This window comes from Pseudomonas sp. 203-8 (genome assembly GCF_020708595.1).
In the GTDB taxonomy this organism is placed as follows: Bacteria; Pseudomonadota; Gammaproteobacteria; order Pseudomonadales; family Pseudomonadaceae; genus Pseudomonas; species Pseudomonas aeruginosa.
In genome coordinates this window covers 358,865-376,443 of sequence record NZ_JAJFDF010000005.1, presented here as the reverse complement: position 1 = coordinate 376,443, position 17,579 = coordinate 358,865, and the positions used below count along the sequence as shown (strand labels likewise).

The following is a 17,579-nucleotide window of genomic DNA, read 5'->3' as shown; positions in this document are numbered from 1 at the left end:
GGAGTTCCCATGGCCAAGGCCAAGCGCATGTACGGCTGCACCGAGTGTGGCGCGACCTTCCCGAAATGGGCCGGCCAGTGCGCGGACTGCGGGGCCTGGAACACCCTGGTGGAGACCGTCGTCGAGGCCGCGCCGAGCGGCTCCGGCCGCGGCGGCTGGGCCGGCCAGCAGGCCAACCTGAAGACCCTGGCGGAGGTCAGCGTCGAGGAAATGCCGCGCTTCACGACCGGCTCCACCGAACTGGACCGGGTTCTCGGCGGCGGCCTGGTGGACGGTTCGGTGGTGCTGATCGGCGGCGATCCCGGCATCGGCAAGTCGACCATTCTCCTGCAGACCCTTTGCAACCTGGCCAGCCGCGTCCCGGCGCTGTACGTCACCGGAGAGGAATCCCAGCAGCAGGTGGCGATGCGCGCGCGGCGCCTGTCGTTGCCGGAAGACAAGCTCAAGGTGATGACCGAGACCAGCATCGAGACCATCATCGCCACCGCGCGCCAGGAGCAGCCGCGGGTGATGGTGATCGACTCGATCCAGACCATCTTCACCGAGCAGTTGCAATCGGCGCCGGGCGGCGTCGCCCAGGTCCGCGAGAGCGCCGCGATGCTGGTGCGCTATGCCAAGCAGAGCGGCACGGCGATCTTTCTGGTCGGCCACGTGACCAAGGAAGGCGCCCTGGCCGGCCCGCGGGTGCTCGAACACATGGTCGACACCGTACTGTATTTCGAGGGCGAATCAGACGGCCGCCTGCGCCTGCTGCGGGCGGTGAAGAACCGCTTCGGCGCGGTCAACGAACTGGGAGTGTTCGGCATGACCGACAAAGGCCTGAAGGAAGTGAGCAACCCTTCGGCGATCTTCCTCACGCGGGCCCAGGAAGCGGTGCCCGGCAGCGTGGTGATGGCCACCTGGGAAGGCTCGCGGCCGATGCTGGTGGAGGTCCAGGCGCTGGTCGACACCAGTCACCTGGCGAATCCGCGGCGGGTGACCCTGGGCCTCGACCAGAACCGCCTGGCGATGCTGCTGGCGGTGCTGCACCGGCACGGCGGTATCCCGACCTACGACCAGGACGTGTTCCTCAACGTGGTGGGTGGGGTCAAGGTGCTGGAAACCGCCTCCGACCTGGCGTTGATGGCGGCGGTGATGTCCAGCCTGCGCAACCGCCCGCTGCCGCACGACCTGCTGGTGTTCGGCGAGGTCGGGCTGTCCGGCGAGGTGCGTCCGGTGCCGAGCGGCCAGGAGCGCCTGAAGGAAGCCGGCAAGCATGGTTTCAAGCGTGCCATCGTACCCCTCGGCAACGCGCCGAAGGAGGCGCCGGCGGGATTGCAGGTGATCGCCGTGACGCGCCTCGAGCAGGCCCTGGACGCCCTCTTCGAGTGACCCGCCTCAGTCGTCGTGGGCGCTGACCAGCAGGGCCAGCTCGCGCTCGAGGAGTTCCTCGTCGCCCAGGTTCAGTTCCACCAGGCGGCGCAGGTGGCTGATGGAGTCGAGGTCGATGTGCTGGCATTCGAAGCCGAGCAGGCCGTCGCGAGCCCAGGCCAGGCTGATCTCCATGCGGATCAGTACATCCAGGCCCAGGTACAGGCGGGCCTCGAAGGGCCGTTGCGGGTCGCCGTTCCAGTCCTGCGGCTGGCCGACCAGGATGCCGTGCAGGGAGACGTCGTGGAGCAAGACCTCCCAGCGCCGTTCGCCCTGGAGGATCTCGCTGTCGGCGTCGAAGGCGATCCGGTGGAAACGTCGACGTTCGTCGTGCTGGTCACTCATGTCGCGATCCCTCGGTGCGCGCTGCTGGATACCACTATAGCCAAGCCATGCCGGCGGGGAAGTGGCGGAATTCGATCGGCGGTGCCGTCCGTCCCCGCCTGTGCGGCTGGATCGGCGGCATGTGTCCGAGTTTGACAGTTCGTCAAGTCTCGCCAAAGCTGCTAAAGCGTTTTTCTCCAAAATACAACTGCGGAGCGCAGACATGGACAAGCGACTTTTGAGCAAGGGGTTGGTTCTGGGGCTGCTGAGCCTGGGCAGCATGACGGCACACGCCGACGCGGCAGGCGGTAATGGCTGTGGTTGGGGCAACATGGTGTTCGAGGGCCAGCGCGGCCTGTTCCCGCACCTGCTGGCCACCACCACCAACGGTACCTCGGGCAACGCCACCTTCGGCATGACCTCCGGGACCAACGGTTGCAACACCAATGCACGCCTGGGCTACGGCGGCCGCTCGATCTTCGCCATGAACGGGATGCTCGACAACATCGCCGAGGACATGGCCAAGGGCCAGGGCGAAGCGCTCGACGCCTATGCCGTGCTGCTCGGCGTGGAAGCCAAGGACCGGGCGCACTTCGCCCAGGTCACCCAGCAGCATTTCGGCGAGATCTTCGCGAGCAAGGATGCGACGGGCGAGCAGGTCCTGAGCAACACCCTGGCGGTGATGAGCCGCGACGGCACCCTGGCGCGCTACGCCAAGCAACCGGCCTGAGATTTCAGGCCCAGGAAAGAGCCCGCTACGGCGGGCTTTTTCGTGTGCGCGGCCTGCCCGCCGGAGGTTGCCGCCTCCGTTGCCACGGCAGACGAGCGGCTTGGGCATACGGCGTTTTCCCAGGGCGCTTCCTACGGAGAGGGCAAGGCCGCGCCGAAGTGTTTTCGCCTGGCCGGCCCTTGTCGGCCATGGACTTTTCCGGCGGATTCCTGCGACATTGCGCCTACCGCCATCGTGCGGTAACCGCTCTAGACTAAGGTCGTATGACCCCTGGTCGGTTCGCGGCTAGAATTTTCGCTGCAGAACTGCGCCCTCCATCTGTCGGAAGCCAAACACTATGAACAATAACAATAGCCTGCTACGTCACCTCGCCTGGCTGGTGGTGGCGATCGTGGGCGCCGCGGCCCTGGGCGTCGTCGCCCTGCGTCGTGGCGAAGCGATCAACGCCTTGTGGATCGTGGTGGCGGCGGTGGCCATCTACCTGGTCGCCTACCGTTACTACAGCCTGTTCATCGCCAGCAAGGTGATGCAACTGGACCCCAACCGCGCCACTCCCGCGGTACTCAACAACGATGGCCTGGACTACGTCCCGACCAACAAGCACATCCTCTTCGGCCACCACTTCGCCGCCATCGCCGGCGCCGGTCCGCTGGTCGGTCCGGTCCTTGCCGCGCAGATGGGCTACCTGCCCGGCACCCTCTGGCTGATCGCCGGCGTAGTCCTCGCCGGCGCGGTGCAGGACTTCATGGTCCTGTTCATCTCCAGCCGTCGCAACGGCCGCTCGCTGGGCGAGCTGGTGCGCGAGGAAATGGGCCAGGTGGCCGGGACCATCGCGCTGTTCGGCGCCTTCCTGATCATGATCATCATCCTCGCGGTGCTCGCGCTGATCGTGGTGAAGGCTCTGGCCGACAGCCCCTGGGGCATGTTCACCGTCCTCGCGACCATTCCCATCGCGCTGTTCATGGGCGTCTACATGCGCTTCATCCGCCCCGGCCGGATCGGCGAGATCTCGATCATCGGGGTGTTCCTCCTGCTCGGTTCGATCTGGCTCGGCGGGCAGGTCGCGGCCAGTCCGGAATGGGCGCCGCATTTCACCTTCAGTGGAATCCAGATCACCTGGATGCTGATCGGCTACGGCGCCGTCGCCTCGGTACTGCCGGTGTGGCTGCTGCTGGCGCCGCGCGACTACCTGTCGACCTTCCTCAAGATCGGCACCATCATCGGCCTGGCGATCGGCATCCTGATCGTCATGCCGGAACTGAAGATGCCGGCCCTGACCCAGTTCACCGACGGCACCGGCCCGGTCTGGAAAGGCAGCCTGTTCCCGTTCCTGTTCATCACCATCGCCTGCGGCGCGGTGTCCGGCTTCCACGCGCTGATCTCCTCGGGGACCACGCCGAAGCTGCTCAACCGCGAGCCCGACGCCCGCTACATCGGCTACGGCGGCATGCTGATGGAGTCCTTCGTGGCGATCATGGCGATGGTCGCCGCCTCGGTGATCGAGCCGGGCATCTACTTCGCCATGAACAGCCCGCCGGCGGTGGTCGGCGCCGACGTCAACGCGGTGGCCGCGACCGTCAGCAGCTGGGGCTTCGCCATCACGCCGGAGCAACTCACCCAGACCGCCCAGGACATCGGCGAGACCACCATCCTGGCCCGTGCCGGCGGCGCGCCGACCCTGGCGGTGGGGATCGCGCACATCCTCCACCAGGTGCTGCCGGGCGAGAACACCATGGCCTTCTGGTACCACTTTGCGATCCTCTTCGAGGCCTTGTTCATCCTCACCGCGGTGGACGCCGGCACCCGTGCCGGGCGCTTCATGCTGCAGGACCTGCTGGGCAACTTCGTGCCGGCGCTGAAGAAGACCGAGTCGTGGACCGCCAACATCATCGGCACCGGCGGCTGCGTGGCGCTGTGGGGCTGGCTGCTGTACCAGGGCGTGGTCGACCCGCTGGGCGGGATCAATACCCTGTGGCCGCTGTTCGGCATTTCCAACCAGATGCTCGCCGGCATCGCGCTGATGCTCGCCACCGTGGTCCTGATCAAGATGAAGCGCCAGCAGTATGTCTGGGTCACCATCCTGCCGGCGGCCTGGTTGCTGATCTGCACCACCACCGCAGGCCTGATCAAGATCTTCGACAGCAACCCGGCGGTCGGCTTCGTCGCTCTTGGCGAGAAGTACGCCACCGCGCTGGATGCCGGCCAGGTGCTGGCGCCGGCCAAGGATATCGGCCAGATGCAGCACGTGGTGCTGAACGCCTACATCAACGCCGGTCTGACCGTGCTGTTCCTGCTGGTGGTGTTCAGCGTACTGTTCTACGCCATCAAGGTCGGCATCGCGGCCTGGGGCAAGAGCGAGCGGACCGACAAGGAAACCCCGTTCGAGCCCATCCCCGACGCCTGACCGGCCGCGCTCCCCGGTTCGCCGGGGAGCCTTAACGAGGAACTCGCCATGTTCAATGACCTCAGTCGCATGGGCAAGTACCTGGGCCAGGCCGCCCGGATGCTGGTCGGCATGCCCGACTACGACACCTATGTCGAGCACATGCGCAACAAGCACCCGGACAAGCCGGTGATGACCTACGAGGAGTTCTTCCGCGAGCGCCAGGAGGCGCGCTACGGTGGCGGCAAGGGTCGGCCGATCCGCTGCTGCTGAATCCCCATCCTTCCGCGGGCCACGTCTGACGTGGCCCGCGTCTTTTCTGGAAGTTGCGCATGTCCGAAGTAGCCAACGACAACCACGCCCCGATCCCCGTCACCGTGCTCACCGGCTTCCTCGGCGCCGGCAAGACCACCCTGCTCAAGTACCTGCTGCAGGCCGAGCACGGCATGAAGATCGCGGTGATCGAGAACGAGTACAGCGAGACGCCGATCGACGGCCAGTTGCTCGGCGTCGAGCCGGTGCAGGTGATGACGCTGTCCAACGGCTGCGTCTGCTGCTCGATCAACACCGACCTGGAAAAGGCCCTGTTCCTCCTGCTGGAGCGCCGCGACAACGGCGAGATCGACTTCGACCGCCTGGTGATCGAGTGCACCGGCCTGGCCGATCCGGCGCCGGTGGCGCAGACCTTCTTCGCCGACGAGGAACTCTGCCAGCGCTACGTGCTGGACGGCATCATCACCCTGGTGGACGCCGCCAACGCCGAGCGTCACCTGCAGGAAACCATCGCCCAGGCCCAGGTCGGCTTCGCCGACCGCATCCTGGTGAGCAAGACCGACCTGGTCGACGCCGCCACCTTCGAGGCCCTGGGCCAGCGCCTGCAACGGATCAACCGGAGGGCGCTGGTGCATGTGGTCGAGCACGGCCGCATCGACCTGGCGCACCTGCTCGACGTACGTGGCTTCAACCTCAACGCCGACCTCGGTCCTGGCATCGGCCTGCGCCCGCTGCGAGCGGTGGCAGCCAAGGATAGCCGCGATCGCATCGGCACCCTGGTACTGCGCAGCGACACGCCGCTCGATCTCGAAAGGCTGAGCGAGTTCATGGACGACCTGTTGCAGTGGCATGGCAATTCCCTGCTGCGCTACAAGGGCGTGCTGAACATCGCCGACGAGCCGCGTCGCCTGGTGTTCCAGGGCGTGCTGCGACTCTACGGCTTCGACTGGGATAGCGAGTGGCGGGACGACGAGGCGCGCGAGAGCGTGATCGTGTTCATCGGCGACAACCTGCCGGAGGACAGTATCCGCGAGGGCTTCGAACGCATCGTCGAAGGCCGCTGAGGCGCATCGACGCCAAAGGAGCGTGGAAATGGACAGGAACGCATTGATCGGCGCCTGGCGGGACTGCATCCGTGGCGCGGACAAATCCTGGGTGCTGTTCGCCCAGGGCACTTGCGTGATCCTCACGCAGCCGGAGCCGGACCTCGCGGCCCAGGCGCGGGCATTGCTGGCCGAGTGGGGAGCGGTACAGGTCGGCACGCCGGCGGGCGACTTCGGTGTGATCACCCTGGACAACGGCCGCGGCTGGGTGGTGACCGGGCATCACCCGGACATCCTTACCTTCGTCCCTCGCGAGGAACTGGAGGAGGACGCCGGCGAGCTGCTCGTCGGCATGCACGGCCGCTCCCGGCGGGGCGAGGATGCCGAGGCCTTGGCGGTGATCCATGTCGAGGACCGGCGATAACGCTACCCGGCGCCTCCTCCCTCGGAGGAAATGAAAAAGCCCGGCATTTGCCGGGCTCTTTCGTCTTGCCTTGTCGCTTAGTTGCCGTAGACCGGGAACTTGGCGCAGATCGCCTTGACCTTCTCGCGTACGCCGTCGACCACGGACTCGTCGCCCATGTTCTCGAGGATGTCGCAGATCCAGCCGGCCAGCTCGCGGCACTCGGCTTCCTTGAAGCCGCGGGTGGTCACGGCCGGGGTACCGATGCGCAGGCCGGAGGTGACGAACGGCGAGCGCGGGTCGTTCGGGACCGAGTTCTTGTTCACGGTGATGAACGCGCGGCCGAGGGCGGCGTCGGCGTCTTTGCCGGTGATGTCCTGCTTGATCAGGGAGAGCAGGAACAGGTGGTTCTGGGTGCCGCCGGAAACCACGTCGAAACCGCGGTCGAGGAAGACCTGGGCCATGCTCTGGGCGTTCTTCAGGACCTGCTGCTGGTAGGTCTTGAACTCCGGCTGCAGGGCTTCCTTGAAGCACACCGCCTTGGCCGCGATCACGTGCTCCAGCGGACCGCCCTGGGCGCCGGGGAATACCGCGGAGTTGAGCTTCTTCTCGATCTCCTCGTTGGCGCGCGCCAGGATCAGGCCACCGCGCGGACCGCGCAGGGTCTTGTGGGTGGTGGTGGTGACCACGTCGGCGAACGGCACCGGGTTCGGGTAGACGCCAGCGGCGACCAGGCCGGCGACGTGGGCCATGTCGACGAACAGGTAGGCGCCGACCTTGTCGGCGATGGCGCGGAAGCGGGCGAAATCGAGGACCTGGGAATAGGCGGAGAAGCCGGCGACGATCATCTTCGGCTTGTGCTCCACGGCCAGGCGCTCGACTTCGTCGTAGTCGATCAGGCCATTGGCGTCGATGCCGTACTGCACGGCGTTGTACAGCTTGCCGGAGGAGGAGACGCTGGCGCCGTGGGTCAGGTGGCCGCCATGGGCCAGGCTCATGCCGAGGATGGTGTCGCCGGCCGACAGCAGGGCCAGGTAGACCGCGGCGTTGGCCTGGGAGCCGGCGTGCGGCTGGACGTTGGCGTAATCGGCGCCGAACAGTTGCTTGGCGCGGTCGATGGCCAGTTGCTCGACGATATCGACGTACTCGCAGCCGCCGTAGTAGCGCTTGTGCGGATAACCTTCGGCGTACTTGTTGGTCAGCACCGAACCCTGGGCTTCCATCACCGCCGGGCTGGTGTAGTTCTCGGAGGCGATCAGCTCGATGTGCTCTTCCTGGCGCTGGGCTTCCTGCTCCATCGCGGCAAAGAGTTCGGCATCGTAGCGGGCGAGGGTCAAATCACGGCTGAACATGGCGGTCCTCATAAGGATCGGTGCTGGGAAAAGGCGCGCATTCTAACCCATGCGGCGGGTGCTGGCACATGAAAGGCCATCATGTCGCGGACAAGCGGCGCTCAAGCGCGCCGCACGGCGGCTCAGCCCTCGTTGAACATGAACAGCACGTCGCTGGCGTAGAGCATGCCGAACTGCTCGGCGGGCATCGGCCGGCCGAACAGGTAGCCTTGCACCTCGTCGCAGCCGTGCTCGCGAAGGAAGTCCAGCTGGGCCTGGCTCTCCACGCCCTCGGCGATCACCATCAGGTTCAGGCTGTGGGCCATGGCAATGATCGCCCGGGCGATCTGTGCGTCCTGTTCGCCGTGGGGCAGGCCGTCGACGAAGCTGCGGTCGATCTTCAACACGTCGATGGGGAATTGCTTGAGGTAGTTCAGCGAGGAGTAGCCGGTGCCGAAGTCGTCCACCGCGATGGCCAGGCCGAGGCGCTTGAGCCCGGAGAGGATCTGCATGGCCTCGGCGACGTCACTCATCAGGATGCTTTCGGTCAGCTCCAGCTCCAGGCAGGCCGGCGGGATGCCTGTCTCGTAGAGGATCGCGGCGATCCGCTCGCCCAACTGGCCATCGGCGAACTGCCGTGCCGAGAGGTTCACCGAGACCTTCGGCACCCGCACCTTGGCCTTGTGCCAGCTGCGCAACTGCTTGCAGGCTTCCGCCAGCAGCCAGTCGCCGACCTGGGCCACCAGGCCGATCTCCTCCAGCACCGGAATGAACTCGCTCGGCGGAACCAGTCCGCGGCGCGGATGCTGCCAGCGCAGCAGGGCCTCGGCGCCAGTCAGGCGGCGGCCGTCGCCGGTGAACTGCGGCTGGTAGTGGAGGACGAACTCGCCCAGTTCAAGGGCGCGGCGCAGATCGCTTTCCAGTTCCAGGCGCTCCAGGGCGCGAGCGTTCATCTCGGCCTGGTAGAACTGGAAGTTGTTCTTGCCCATCTCCTTGGCGTGGTACATCGCCGTGTCGGCGTTCTTCATCAGCAGGCTCAGTTCGGCGCCGTCCTGGGGCGACAAGGCCACGCCGATGCTGGCGGTGACGAAGAATTCACGGCCTTCCAGGGTGAACGGCCGGGCCAGACGGCCGAGGATCAGCTCGGCGACCTGGATCGCCCGTTTCAGGGCGATCTCGCGGTCGCCCTGGGAAGGCAGCAGCAGGGTGAATTCGTCGCCGCCCATGCGCGCCACGGTATCGTCCTGGCTGACGCAGGCGCTCAGGCGGGTCGCCACTTCCTGCAGCATGCGGTCGCCGGCGGCGTGGCCGAGGGAGTCGTTGATCGGCTTGAAGCGGTCGAGGTCGAGGAACATCAGCACCACCCACTGGCCGTTGCGCTCGGCCTGCTGCAGGGCGGTATGCAGACGGTCCTGGAACAGCGTGCGGTTGGGCAGGTGGGTGAGGGCGTCGTAGTAGGCCAGGCGGTGGATGCGCCGCTCGCTGGCCTTGCGCTCGCTGATGTCGCTGAAGAAGCAGACGAAGCTGACCAGGTCGCCTTCCTCGTCACGCACCGCGGTGATGCCGACCCAGGACGGATAGAGTTCGCCGGTCTTGCGCTTCTGCAGGATCTCGCCTTCCCAGCTGCCGCTGTGCTGCAGGCTGGCGAGCACGTGCTTGAGCTGGTTGGCTTCCTGGCGGTCGGCGGTGAGCAGGCGCGGCTGCTGGTCGAGCACGTCGGCCGGGCTGTAGCCGGTCAGGCGCGAGAAGGAATCGTTGACCTGGACGATGTAGCCGGCCGGGTCGGTGACCATGATCGCCGCCGTGGAGTGTTCGAATACCGTCGCCGCCATCCGCAGCTCGCGTTCGGCGCGGCGCTGCTGGCTGATGTCGCGGGCGATGCCGAGCAGGCCTTCGAAGCGGTCGTGCTCGTCCCACATCAGGACGATCCGCAGTTCGATGGGAATCTTGCGTCCGTCGGAGCGCAGGCAGTCGAGGGCGAACAGATGCTGGCCAGGGTTTTCCCGCAGCTCGGCGAGCTTCTGGCGGTCGCCGATGGCGTGCCGCACGCGGCGCAGCAGGCCGTTCAGGCGGCCGAGCTGGCGCGGGTTGGTGGCGGTCTGATGGAGGCCGTTGAGCAGCGCCCATTCCGGGCTGTAGCCGAACACGTGCTGTACCGAGGGGCTGACGTAGCTGGCGTTGAGTTCGGCGTCGGTGGAGAAGATCACGTCGCTGATGTTTTCCGCCAGCATGCGGTAGCGTCGGCCGTTCTCGCGCAGCGCGTTGTTCGCCTCGACGGTGAAGGTGATGTCCTTGGCCACGCCGATCAGGCGCGCCACGCGACCGCTGCGGTCGCGGCTGAAGGCCTGCTCGCGGATGTCGAACCAGTGCCAGCGGCCGTCGCGGTGGCGCCAGCGCAGTTGGCTGTCGAGCAGCAGGCCGTCGCCGACCACGTGCTGCAGGTTGCGGATGCGCCAGTAGTATTCCTGGTCGTCGGGGTGCAGCAGGGTTTCCCAGAAGTTCTCGCCCATCCGCGCCAGTTCTTCCTGGTTGTAGCCCAACTGCTGGCCCAGGTGATGGTTGCTGAAGATCACCCGGCGCGCGTGCAGGTCGTGGATGTAGAGCGTATCGGGCACCGCCTGGACCGCGTCCGACCAGAACTTCTCGCGCTCGATCAGCGACAGTTCGACTTCCTTGCGACTGGTGACGTCGGACAGGCTGAGGGTCACCGCATGCCATTCGCCGGGGTTTTCCGGCAGGCGCAGTTGCAACCACAGGTGCCGCGGCGTGCTCTTGCCGCAGCGCAGCGTGGCTTCCAGTTCGAGTACCGGCCGGCGCTCGATGAGCGCCTCGATCACCTGCAGGCGCAGGCTGTCCGGTTGTAGCGGGCCGTGGTCGAGCAAGCGCTGCCAGGCCTGTTCGGTGGAATCGATCTGCAGCAGGCGGCGACTGACATCGTTGATCTCGGTGATGCGGATCCGCTCCAGCAGCGCCTGCTGCCGCCCGGGTTCGCCGGCGAGCCAGGCGCGCAGTGCGGCGCAGCTGTCCAGGCCTTGCTCCACCAGAGCCTGGCGCAGGGCGGAGAGGTCGAGCACGCAGAGGGCCACGCCGACCCCTTCGAAGATGTCCTGGTAGCGCCGCCGGGTTTCCTCCAGGACGCCGAGGGCGTGCTGTTCCTCGGTGACGTCGCGCAACACCCAGACCTGCCCGCCCTGGAGTATCTGCTCGCGGAGGGTCCAGGCCTGGTCGGCGAGCGCCGGATAGCTGGCCAGCGGATGGCGGCTGAGGGTGAACGTCCGCGGCTCGCCGCGCACCCGCAGCGGCAGCAGCTCGCTACGGGTCTCGCCGTCGCCACCGGCGTCCGTCAGCCAGCCTGGCTCGAGGTCCGGCAGCAGGCCCAGCAGATGATGCTGGCGGGCCTGGGCCGAACTGATGCCGAAGAGGCGTTCGGCCTGGGGATTGAGGTAGCTGAGGCGGCCGTCGGCGCGGGTCACCAGCACCCGCTCGTCGATCGCCGCCAGTGCCGTGGCCGCCTGGCGCAGGCTGCGCTGCGAGGCCAGGGTCATGGCGCGCAGGCCCTGTTGCTCGCGGTGCAGGCGCAGCAGCATGTACACGGTGACGCCGACCAGCAGGAGGAAGATCGCCAGCTCGCCGCCGATTCCCGGCAGCAGGCCGAGCCGCACTCGCGTGCTGTCGTAGAGCCCGCGAAGCTGCCAGTCGCTGTTGCGCAGCGGTTCCACGCCGAGGGTCTGCATGTCGTCGAGCAGCGCCGTGCTCCCCGGGGTATGCCAGAGCACCCGCCCGGCGTATTGGTCTTCCAGGCGCCAGAGCAGGTTGCCGGTGGGCAGGTCGGGACTCCACTGGGCGAGGCTGTCGCTGGCCAGGTGCAACAGCCAGAAGCCACTGTCGCGGCGGCTGCCGGGTTCGCGCAGGGTCAGGTAGAGGGATTCGCCGTCGCGCGGGTCGAGGCAATAGTGGTAGAGGCCGGAGCCGGCGTGCTGGCGCAACTGCTCGGGCAGCGTCCTTTCCGGCGACGGGCTGTCCGTCTGCGGGGCGCTGTCCACCCATTGCAACTGGCGCACCTGCGGCAGCGCATCGCTGATGCGCGGCAACAGCCTGCCCTGGATCTCGCCACGCTCGCTGGGGGGCACGCCCGGGAGCAGGGCGAGGGCGGTGCGCGCCTTGAGTTCGAGGGTCAGGGACAGGCGGTCGTTGAGACGATCGAGCTGGGCCGCGGCTCGCTCGTGTTCGAAGCGTTCCTGCTGGCGCAGCTCCTGGCTCATCTGCCAGAGCAGCAGGCCGAGCATCAACAGGACCAGCAACAGCAGGCCAGCCTTGGCTGCCGGTCGGTCGGGTACGGTCAGTGGGTCGCCGGCGGGAGGCGGCGACGGGGTTAGCGAGGGGGTCGACACTGACCGGAATTCCTGGGGGAGGTGTGATTCGGTAGACAGTTAGGATGCCCGGAAGCAAGGCCAAGTGCCAGTATCGCCGACGAGCGTCACGGTCCTTTCCGGCTGTCGAGGCACTTTGTCGCAGGACCGGTGACGACTGATCTTCCCGAGTGTCGAGCAGGCCTCCGGGCGGCCGAAGTCGACGGCACGCGGATCGGTCCGTGCCATGCGGCGACGAGAGGGGCGCCGCCGCGGGCGCGAGGGTCAGGAGCGAGCCGGATTGGAGGCGCCATGGAGGAACATCTGCTCCAGGGTATGCGCGGAATTGGAGCTGGCCGCCCGTCCGCGACGTTCCGCATCGACCATGCCGTAGACCAGGGTGATGAACAGTTCGGTGAACACGGCCGCCGTGATGTCGATGCGAAACACGCCTTTCTGCTGTCCGCGCAGGAAGAAGGCGTCCAGCGCTTCCAGGTAGGACTGCCAGCGTGCGCCTTCGCCGTGCGGGTCGAGGAAGTCCGGGCGGTACTGGAATACCAGGAATACCAGCAGCTCGCGGTGGGTGAGGTGTTCCTTGATCAGGCGCTGCAACGCCTCCAGAGGCTCGGCATGCTCCAGGTCGCAGGCCTGGATGATCTGGTTCAGTACGGTCTCTCCGTGGTCCTCGAGCATCTGCACCAGGTTGTCCCGCGTGCCGCAGAAGCGGTGCAGGGTGGCCTTGCTTACGCCGGCCGCCTCGGCCAGTTCCTTCAGCGTCGCTCGCGGGCGGTCGACGATAGCGACTGCCAGCGCCTTGATGAGTCGCTCGTCATGGGAAATCAGGGTCATCGATGGGTCCCGGTTGGTTTTTCTGATTGTGCGCATTGTGCAGAAAACTGGCCTCGCGTCCAAAGGAATTAGCTGTCAAAAGATCATTTGAGACAATATTGACTCAATTAGCTCGAAAAAGTACCATTCGATCCGTTTTCAATCAACGGTCGGGTGTGTCATGGCTGATTTGCGTGCAATAGGAAGGATCGGGGCGTTGGCTATGGCCATCGCGTTGGCGGGTTGTGGGCCGGCGGAAGAGCGACAGGAGGCCGCCGAAATGGTGTTGCCGGTGGAGGTCCTGACGGTGCAGGCCGAGCCCCTGGCGCTGAGTTCGGAACTGCCTGGGCGGATCGAACCGGTGCGGGTCGCCGAGGTGCGCGCGCGGGTGGCCGGCATCGTCGTGCGGAAGCGCTTCGAGGAGGGCGCCGACGTCAAGGCTGGCGACCTGCTGTTCCAGATCGATCCGGCACCGCTGAAGGCTGCGGTGTCGCGCGCCGAAGGTGAGCTGGCGCGGAACCGCGCGGTGCTGTTCGAGGCGCAGGCGCGGGTGCGTCGCTACGAGCCGCTGGTGAAGATCCAGGCGGTCAGCCAGCAGGACTTCGATACCGCCACCGCCGACCTGCGCAGCGCCGAGGCGGCGACCCGCTCGGCCCAGGCCGACCTGGAGACCGCGCGCCTGAACCTCGGCTACGCCTCGGTCACTGCGCCGATCTCCGGGCGCATCGGCCGCGCGCTGGTGACCGAGGGCGCGCTGGTCGGGCAGGGCGAGGCGACGCTGATGGCGCGTATCCAGCAGCTCGATCCGATCTATGCGGATTTCACCCAGACCGCGGCCGAGGCCCTGCGCCTGCGCGACGCCCTGAAGAAAGGCACCTTGGCCGCCGGCGACAGCCAGGCGCTGACCCTGCGCGTCGAAGGGACGCCCTACGAGCGCCAGGGCGCGTTGCAGTTCGCCGACGTGGCGGTGGATCGCGGCACCGGCCAGATCGCCCTGCGCGGCAAGTTCGCCAACCCCGACGGGGTCCTGCTGCCGGGCATGTACGTGCGCGTACGTACGCCCCAGGGCATCGACAACCAGGCGATCCTGGTGCCGCAACGGGCCGTGCACCGCTCCAGCGACGGCAGCGCCCAGGTGATGGTGGTGGGCGCCGACGAGCGCGCCGAGGCGCGCAGCGTCGGTACCGGCGTCATGCAGGGTTCGCGCTGGCAGATCACCGAGGGCCTGGAGCCGGGTGACCGGGTCATAGTCGGCGGCCTGGCTGCGGTGCAGCCGGGGGTGAAGATCGTGCCGAAGCCGGATGGTGCCCAGGCGCAAGCCCAGTCACCTGCGCCGCAACAGTAAGGGCGGGTTCGCCCCGAGGATTTTCCGATGTCCGAATTCTTCATCAAGCGGCCGAACTTCGCCTGGGTGGTGGCCCTGTTCATCTCCCTGGCCGGCCTGCTGGTCATTTCCAAATTGCCGGTAGCGCAGTACCCCAATGTCGCGCCGCCACAGATCACCATCACCGCCACCTATCCCGGCGCCTCGGCGAAGGTGCTGGTGGACTCCGTCACCAGTGTGCTCGAGGAGTCGCTGAACGGCGCCAAGGGCCTGCTCTACTTCGAGTCGACCAACAACTCCAACGGCACCGCCGAGATCGTCGTCACCTTCGAGCCGGGCACCGATCCGGACCTGGCCCAGGTGGACGTGCAGAACCGCCTGAAGAAAGCCGAGGCGCGCATGCCGCAGGCGGTGCTGACCCAGGGCCTGCAGGTCGAGCAGACCAGCGCCGGTTTCCTGCTGATCTATGCGCTCAGCTACAAGGAAGGCGCTCAGCGCAGCGACACCACCGCCCTCGGCGACTACGCCGCGCGCAATATCAACAACGAGCTGCGGCGCCTGCCGGGCGTCGGCAAGCTGCAATTCTTCTCTTCCGAGGCGGCCATGCGGGTCTGGATCGATCCGCAGAAGCTGGTGGGCTTCGGCCTCTCCATCGACGACGTGAGCAATGCCATCCGCGGGCAGAACGTGCAGGTGCCGGCCGGCGCCTTCGGCAGCGCACCGGGCAGTTCCGCGCAGGAGCTGACGGCGACCCTGGCGGTGAAGGGCACTCTGGACGATCCGCAGGAGTTCGGCCAGGTAGTGCTGCGCGCCAACCAGGACGGCTCGCTGGTCCGGCTCGCCGATGTCGCGCGCCTGGAACTCGGCAAGGAGAGCTACAACATTTCCTCGCGACTGAACGGCACGCCCACCGTGGGCGGGGCGATCCAGCTGTCGCCCGGGGCCAACGCGATCCAGACCGCTACCCTGGTGAAACAGCGTCTCGCCGAACTGTCGGCGTTCTTCCCCGAGGACATGCAGTACAGCGTGCCCTACGACACCTCGCGCTTCGTCGACGTGGCCATCGAGAAGGTGATCCACACCCTGATCGAAGCGATGGTCCTGGTGTTCCTGGTGATGTTCCTGTTCCTGCAGAACGTCCGCTACACCCTGATCCCGTCCATCGTGGTGCCGGTGTGCCTGCTGGGTACGCTGATGGTGATGTACCTGCTGGGGTTCTCGGTGAACATGATGACCATGTTCGGCATGGTCCTGGCGATCGGCATCCTGGTGGACGACGCCATCGTGGTGGTGGAGAACGTCGAGCGGATCATGGCGGAGGAGGGGATTTCCCCGGCCGAGGCCACGGTCAAGGCGATGAAGCAGGTATCCGGCGCCATCGTCGGCATCACCCTGGTGCTCTCGGCGGTGTTCCTGCCGCTGGCTTTCATGGCCGGTTCGGTGGGGGTGATCTACCAGCAGTTCTCGGTGTCGCTGGCGGTCTCGATCCTGTTCTCCGGCTTCCTCGCCCTGACCTTCACCCCGGCGCTGTGCGCCACGCTGCTCAAGCCCATTCCCGAAGGGCACCACGAGAAGCGCGGCTTCTTCGGCGCCTTCAACCGTGGCTTCGCCCGCGTCACCGAGCGCTATTCGCTGCTCAACTCGAAGCTGGTGGCGCGCGCCGGACGCTTCATGCTGGTGTACGCCGGCCTGGTGGCCATGCTCGGCTACTTCTACCTGCGCCTGCCGGAAGCCTTCGTGCCGGCGGAAGACCTCGGCTACATGGTGGTCGACGTGCAACTGCCGCCTGGTGCTTCGCGCGTGCGCACCGATGCCACCGGCGAGGAGCTCGAGCGCTTCCTCAAGTCCCGCGAGGCGGTGGCTTCGGTGTTCCTGATCTCGGGCTTCAGCTTCTCCGGCCAGGGCGACAATGCCGCGCTGGCCTTCCCGACCTTCAAGGACTGGTCCGAGCGAGGCGCCGAGCAGTCGGCCGCCGCCGAGATCGCCGCGCTGAACGAGCATTTCGCGCTGCCCGACGATGGCACGGTCATGGCCGTGTCGCCGCCACCGATCAACGGTCTGGGTAACTCCGGCGGCTTCGCATTGCGCCTGATGGACCGTAGCGGGGTCGGCCGCGAAGCGCTGCTGCAGGCTCGCGATACTCTTCTTGGCGAGATCCAGACCAACCCTAAATTCCTTTACGCGATGATGGAAGGACTGGCCGAAGCGCCGCAACTGCGCCTGTTGATCGACCGGGAGAAGGCCCGCGCCCTGGGGGTGAGCTTCGAGACCATCAGCGGCACGCTGTCCGCTGCCTTCGGCTCGGAGGTGATCAACGACTTCACCAATGCGGGGCGCCAACAGCGGGTGGTGATCCAGGCCGAACAGGGCAACCGGATGACCCCGGAAAGCGTGCTCGAGCTATACGTGCCTAACGCTGCTGGCAACCTGGTACCGCTCAGCGCCTTCGTCAGCGTTAAATGGGAAGAGGGACCGGTGCAATTGGTGCGCTATAACGGCTACCCGTCGATCCGCATCGTCGGTGACGCCGCGCCCGGCTTCAGCACCGGCGAAGCCATGGCGGAAATGGAGCGCCTGGCCGCGCAACTGCCGGCCGGCATCGGCTACGAGTGGACCGGCCTGTCCTATCAGGAGAAGGTCTCCGCCGGGCAGGCCACCAGCCTGTTCGCCCTCGCCATCCTGGTGGTGTTCCTGTTGCTGGTGGCGCTCTACGAGAGCTGGTCGATCCCGCTGTCGGTGATGCTGATCGTGCCGATCGGCGCCATCGGCGCGGTGCTCGCGGTGATGGTCAGCGGTATGTCCAACGACGTGTATTTCAAGGTCGGCCTGATCACCATCATCGGTCTTTCGGCGAAGAACGCGATCCTCATCGTCGAGTTCGCCAAGGAACTCTGGGAGCAGGGGCATAGCCTGCGCGACGCCGCCATCGAGGCCGCGCGCCTGCGCTTCCGGCCGATCATCATGACTTCCATGGCGTTCATCCTCGGCGTGATACCCCTGGCCCTGGCCAGCGGTGCCGGCGCGGCGAGCCAGCGTGCCATCGGCACCGGAGTGATCGGCGGGATGCTCAGCGCCACCTTCCTCGGCGTGCTGTTCGTACCTATCTGTTTCGTCTGGCTGCTGTCGCTGCTGCGCAGCAAGCCGGCACCCATCGAACAGGCCGCTTCGGCCGGGGAGTGAA

Annotated in this window: 12 protein-coding genes; 8 read left to right on the top strand and 4 right to left on the bottom strand. The window is 66.7% G+C overall.

Annotated features, from left to right (window positions below):
* Nucleotides 1–9 precede the first annotated feature (9 nt).
* On the top strand, nt 10–1,371 hold the full coding sequence (gene radA, locus LJF27_RS14330) for a DNA repair protein RadA (RefSeq protein WP_003094867.1): 1,362 nt from the start codon (nt 10–12) through the stop codon (nt 1,369–1,371).
* A gap of 6 nt (nt 1,372–1,377) precedes the next feature.
* Here the strand turns inward: radA and mapZ are convergent, their stop codons facing one another.
* The gene (mapZ, locus tag LJF27_RS14325; protein WP_003094864.1) at nt 1,378–1,755 is read right to left on the bottom strand and encodes a cyclic di-GMP-binding protein MapZ; all 378 of its coding nucleotides are present in this window, start codon (nt 1,753–1,755) and stop codon (nt 1,378–1,380) included.
* Nucleotides 1,756–1,957: 202 nt separating this feature from the next.
* Between mapZ and LJF27_RS14320 the strand changes: the two genes are divergently transcribed.
* From LJF27_RS14320 to LJF27_RS14300, 5 genes are all read left to right on the top strand, one after another.
* Complete coding sequence (locus LJF27_RS14320) at nt 1,958–2,464, top strand: DUF3015 domain-containing protein (RefSeq protein WP_003094862.1); 507 nt, start codon at nt 1,958–1,960, stop codon at nt 2,462–2,464.
* Between the two features lie 337 nt (nt 2,465–2,801).
* Nucleotides 2,802–4,868 (top strand): carbon starvation CstA family protein, encoded by a 2,067-nt coding sequence (locus LJF27_RS14315; protein ID WP_003094859.1) that lies wholly within the window; start codon nt 2,802–2,804, stop codon nt 4,866–4,868.
* Between the two features lie 48 nt (nt 4,869–4,916).
* Entirely contained in the window at nt 4,917–5,120 is a 204-nt protein-coding gene (locus tag LJF27_RS14310) for a YbdD/YjiX family protein (protein WP_003094856.1), read from the top strand.
* Nucleotides 5,121–5,179: 59 nt separating this feature from the next.
* Nucleotides 5,180–6,184: a GTPase gene (gene yjiA / locus LJF27_RS14305; RefSeq protein WP_003094852.1), complete on the top strand. Its 1,005-nt coding sequence runs from the start codon at nt 5,180–5,182 to the stop codon at nt 6,182–6,184.
* A gap of 22 nt (nt 6,185–6,206) precedes the next feature.
* Nucleotides 6,207–6,587: a hypothetical protein gene (locus tag LJF27_RS14300; protein WP_003121337.1), complete on the top strand. Its 381-nt coding sequence runs from the start codon at nt 6,207–6,209 to the stop codon at nt 6,585–6,587.
* Between the two features lie 77 nt (nt 6,588–6,664).
* Here LJF27_RS14300 and glyA read toward each other — a convergent pair whose 3' ends face one another.
* From glyA to nfxB, 3 genes are all read right to left on the bottom strand, one after another.
* The gene (glyA, locus tag LJF27_RS14295; protein ID WP_003094846.1) at nt 6,665–7,918 is read right to left on the bottom strand and encodes a serine hydroxymethyltransferase; all 1,254 of its coding nucleotides are present in this window, start codon (nt 7,916–7,918) and stop codon (nt 6,665–6,667) included.
* Nucleotides 7,919–8,040: 122 nt separating this feature from the next.
* The gene (gene morA / locus LJF27_RS14290) at nt 8,041–12,288 is read right to left on the bottom strand and encodes a cyclic di-GMP receptor MorA (protein WP_023116759.1); all 4,248 of its coding nucleotides are present in this window, start codon (nt 12,286–12,288) and stop codon (nt 8,041–8,043) included.
* A gap of 243 nt (nt 12,289–12,531) precedes the next feature.
* Entirely contained in the window at nt 12,532–13,095 is a 564-nt protein-coding gene (nfxB, locus tag LJF27_RS14285; protein WP_003094842.1) for an efflux pump transcriptional repressor NfxB, read from the bottom strand.
* A 160-nt stretch (nt 13,096–13,255) separates the two neighbouring features.
* Between nfxB and mexC the strand changes: the two genes are divergently transcribed.
* Together mexC and mexD are read left to right on the top strand one after the other, a co-directional pair.
* Nucleotides 13,256–14,419: a multidrug efflux RND transporter periplasmic adaptor subunit MexC gene (mexC, locus tag LJF27_RS14280; RefSeq protein WP_004352726.1), complete on the top strand. Its 1,164-nt coding sequence runs from the start codon at nt 13,256–13,258 to the stop codon at nt 14,417–14,419.
* A 27-nt stretch (nt 14,420–14,446) separates the two neighbouring features.
* The gene (gene mexD / locus LJF27_RS14275; protein ID WP_003103150.1) at nt 14,447–17,578 is read left to right on the top strand and encodes a multidrug efflux RND transporter permease subunit MexD; all 3,132 of its coding nucleotides are present in this window, start codon (nt 14,447–14,449) and stop codon (nt 17,576–17,578) included.
* Nucleotide 17,579 lies beyond the last annotated feature (1 nt).

Coding starts and splice junctions, on each gene's coding strand:
- radA (WP_003094867.1), top strand. CDS start 10: ATGGCCAAGGCCAAGCGCATGTACGGCTGCACCGAGTGTGGCGCGACC.
- mapZ (WP_003094864.1), bottom strand. CDS start 1,755: ATGAGTGACCAGCACGACGAACGTCGACGTTTCCACCGGATCGCCTTC.
- LJF27_RS14320 (WP_003094862.1), top strand. CDS start 1,958: ATGGACAAGCGACTTTTGAGCAAGGGGTTGGTTCTGGGGCTGCTGAGC.
- LJF27_RS14315 (WP_003094859.1), top strand. CDS start 2,802: ATGAACAATAACAATAGCCTGCTACGTCACCTCGCCTGGCTGGTGGTG.
- LJF27_RS14310 (WP_003094856.1), top strand. CDS start 4,917: ATGTTCAATGACCTCAGTCGCATGGGCAAGTACCTGGGCCAGGCCGCC.
- yjiA (WP_003094852.1), top strand. CDS start 5,180: ATGTCCGAAGTAGCCAACGACAACCACGCCCCGATCCCCGTCACCGTG.
- glyA (WP_003094846.1), bottom strand. CDS start 7,918: ATGTTCAGCCGTGATTTGACCCTCGCCCGCTACGATGCCGAACTCTTT.
- nfxB (WP_003094842.1), bottom strand. CDS start 13,095: ATGACCCTGATTTCCCATGACGAGCGACTCATCAAGGCGCTGGCAGTC.
- mexC (WP_004352726.1), top strand. CDS start 13,256: ATGGCTGATTTGCGTGCAATAGGAAGGATCGGGGCGTTGGCTATGGCC.
- mexD (WP_003103150.1), top strand. CDS start 14,447: ATGTCCGAATTCTTCATCAAGCGGCCGAACTTCGCCTGGGTGGTGGCC.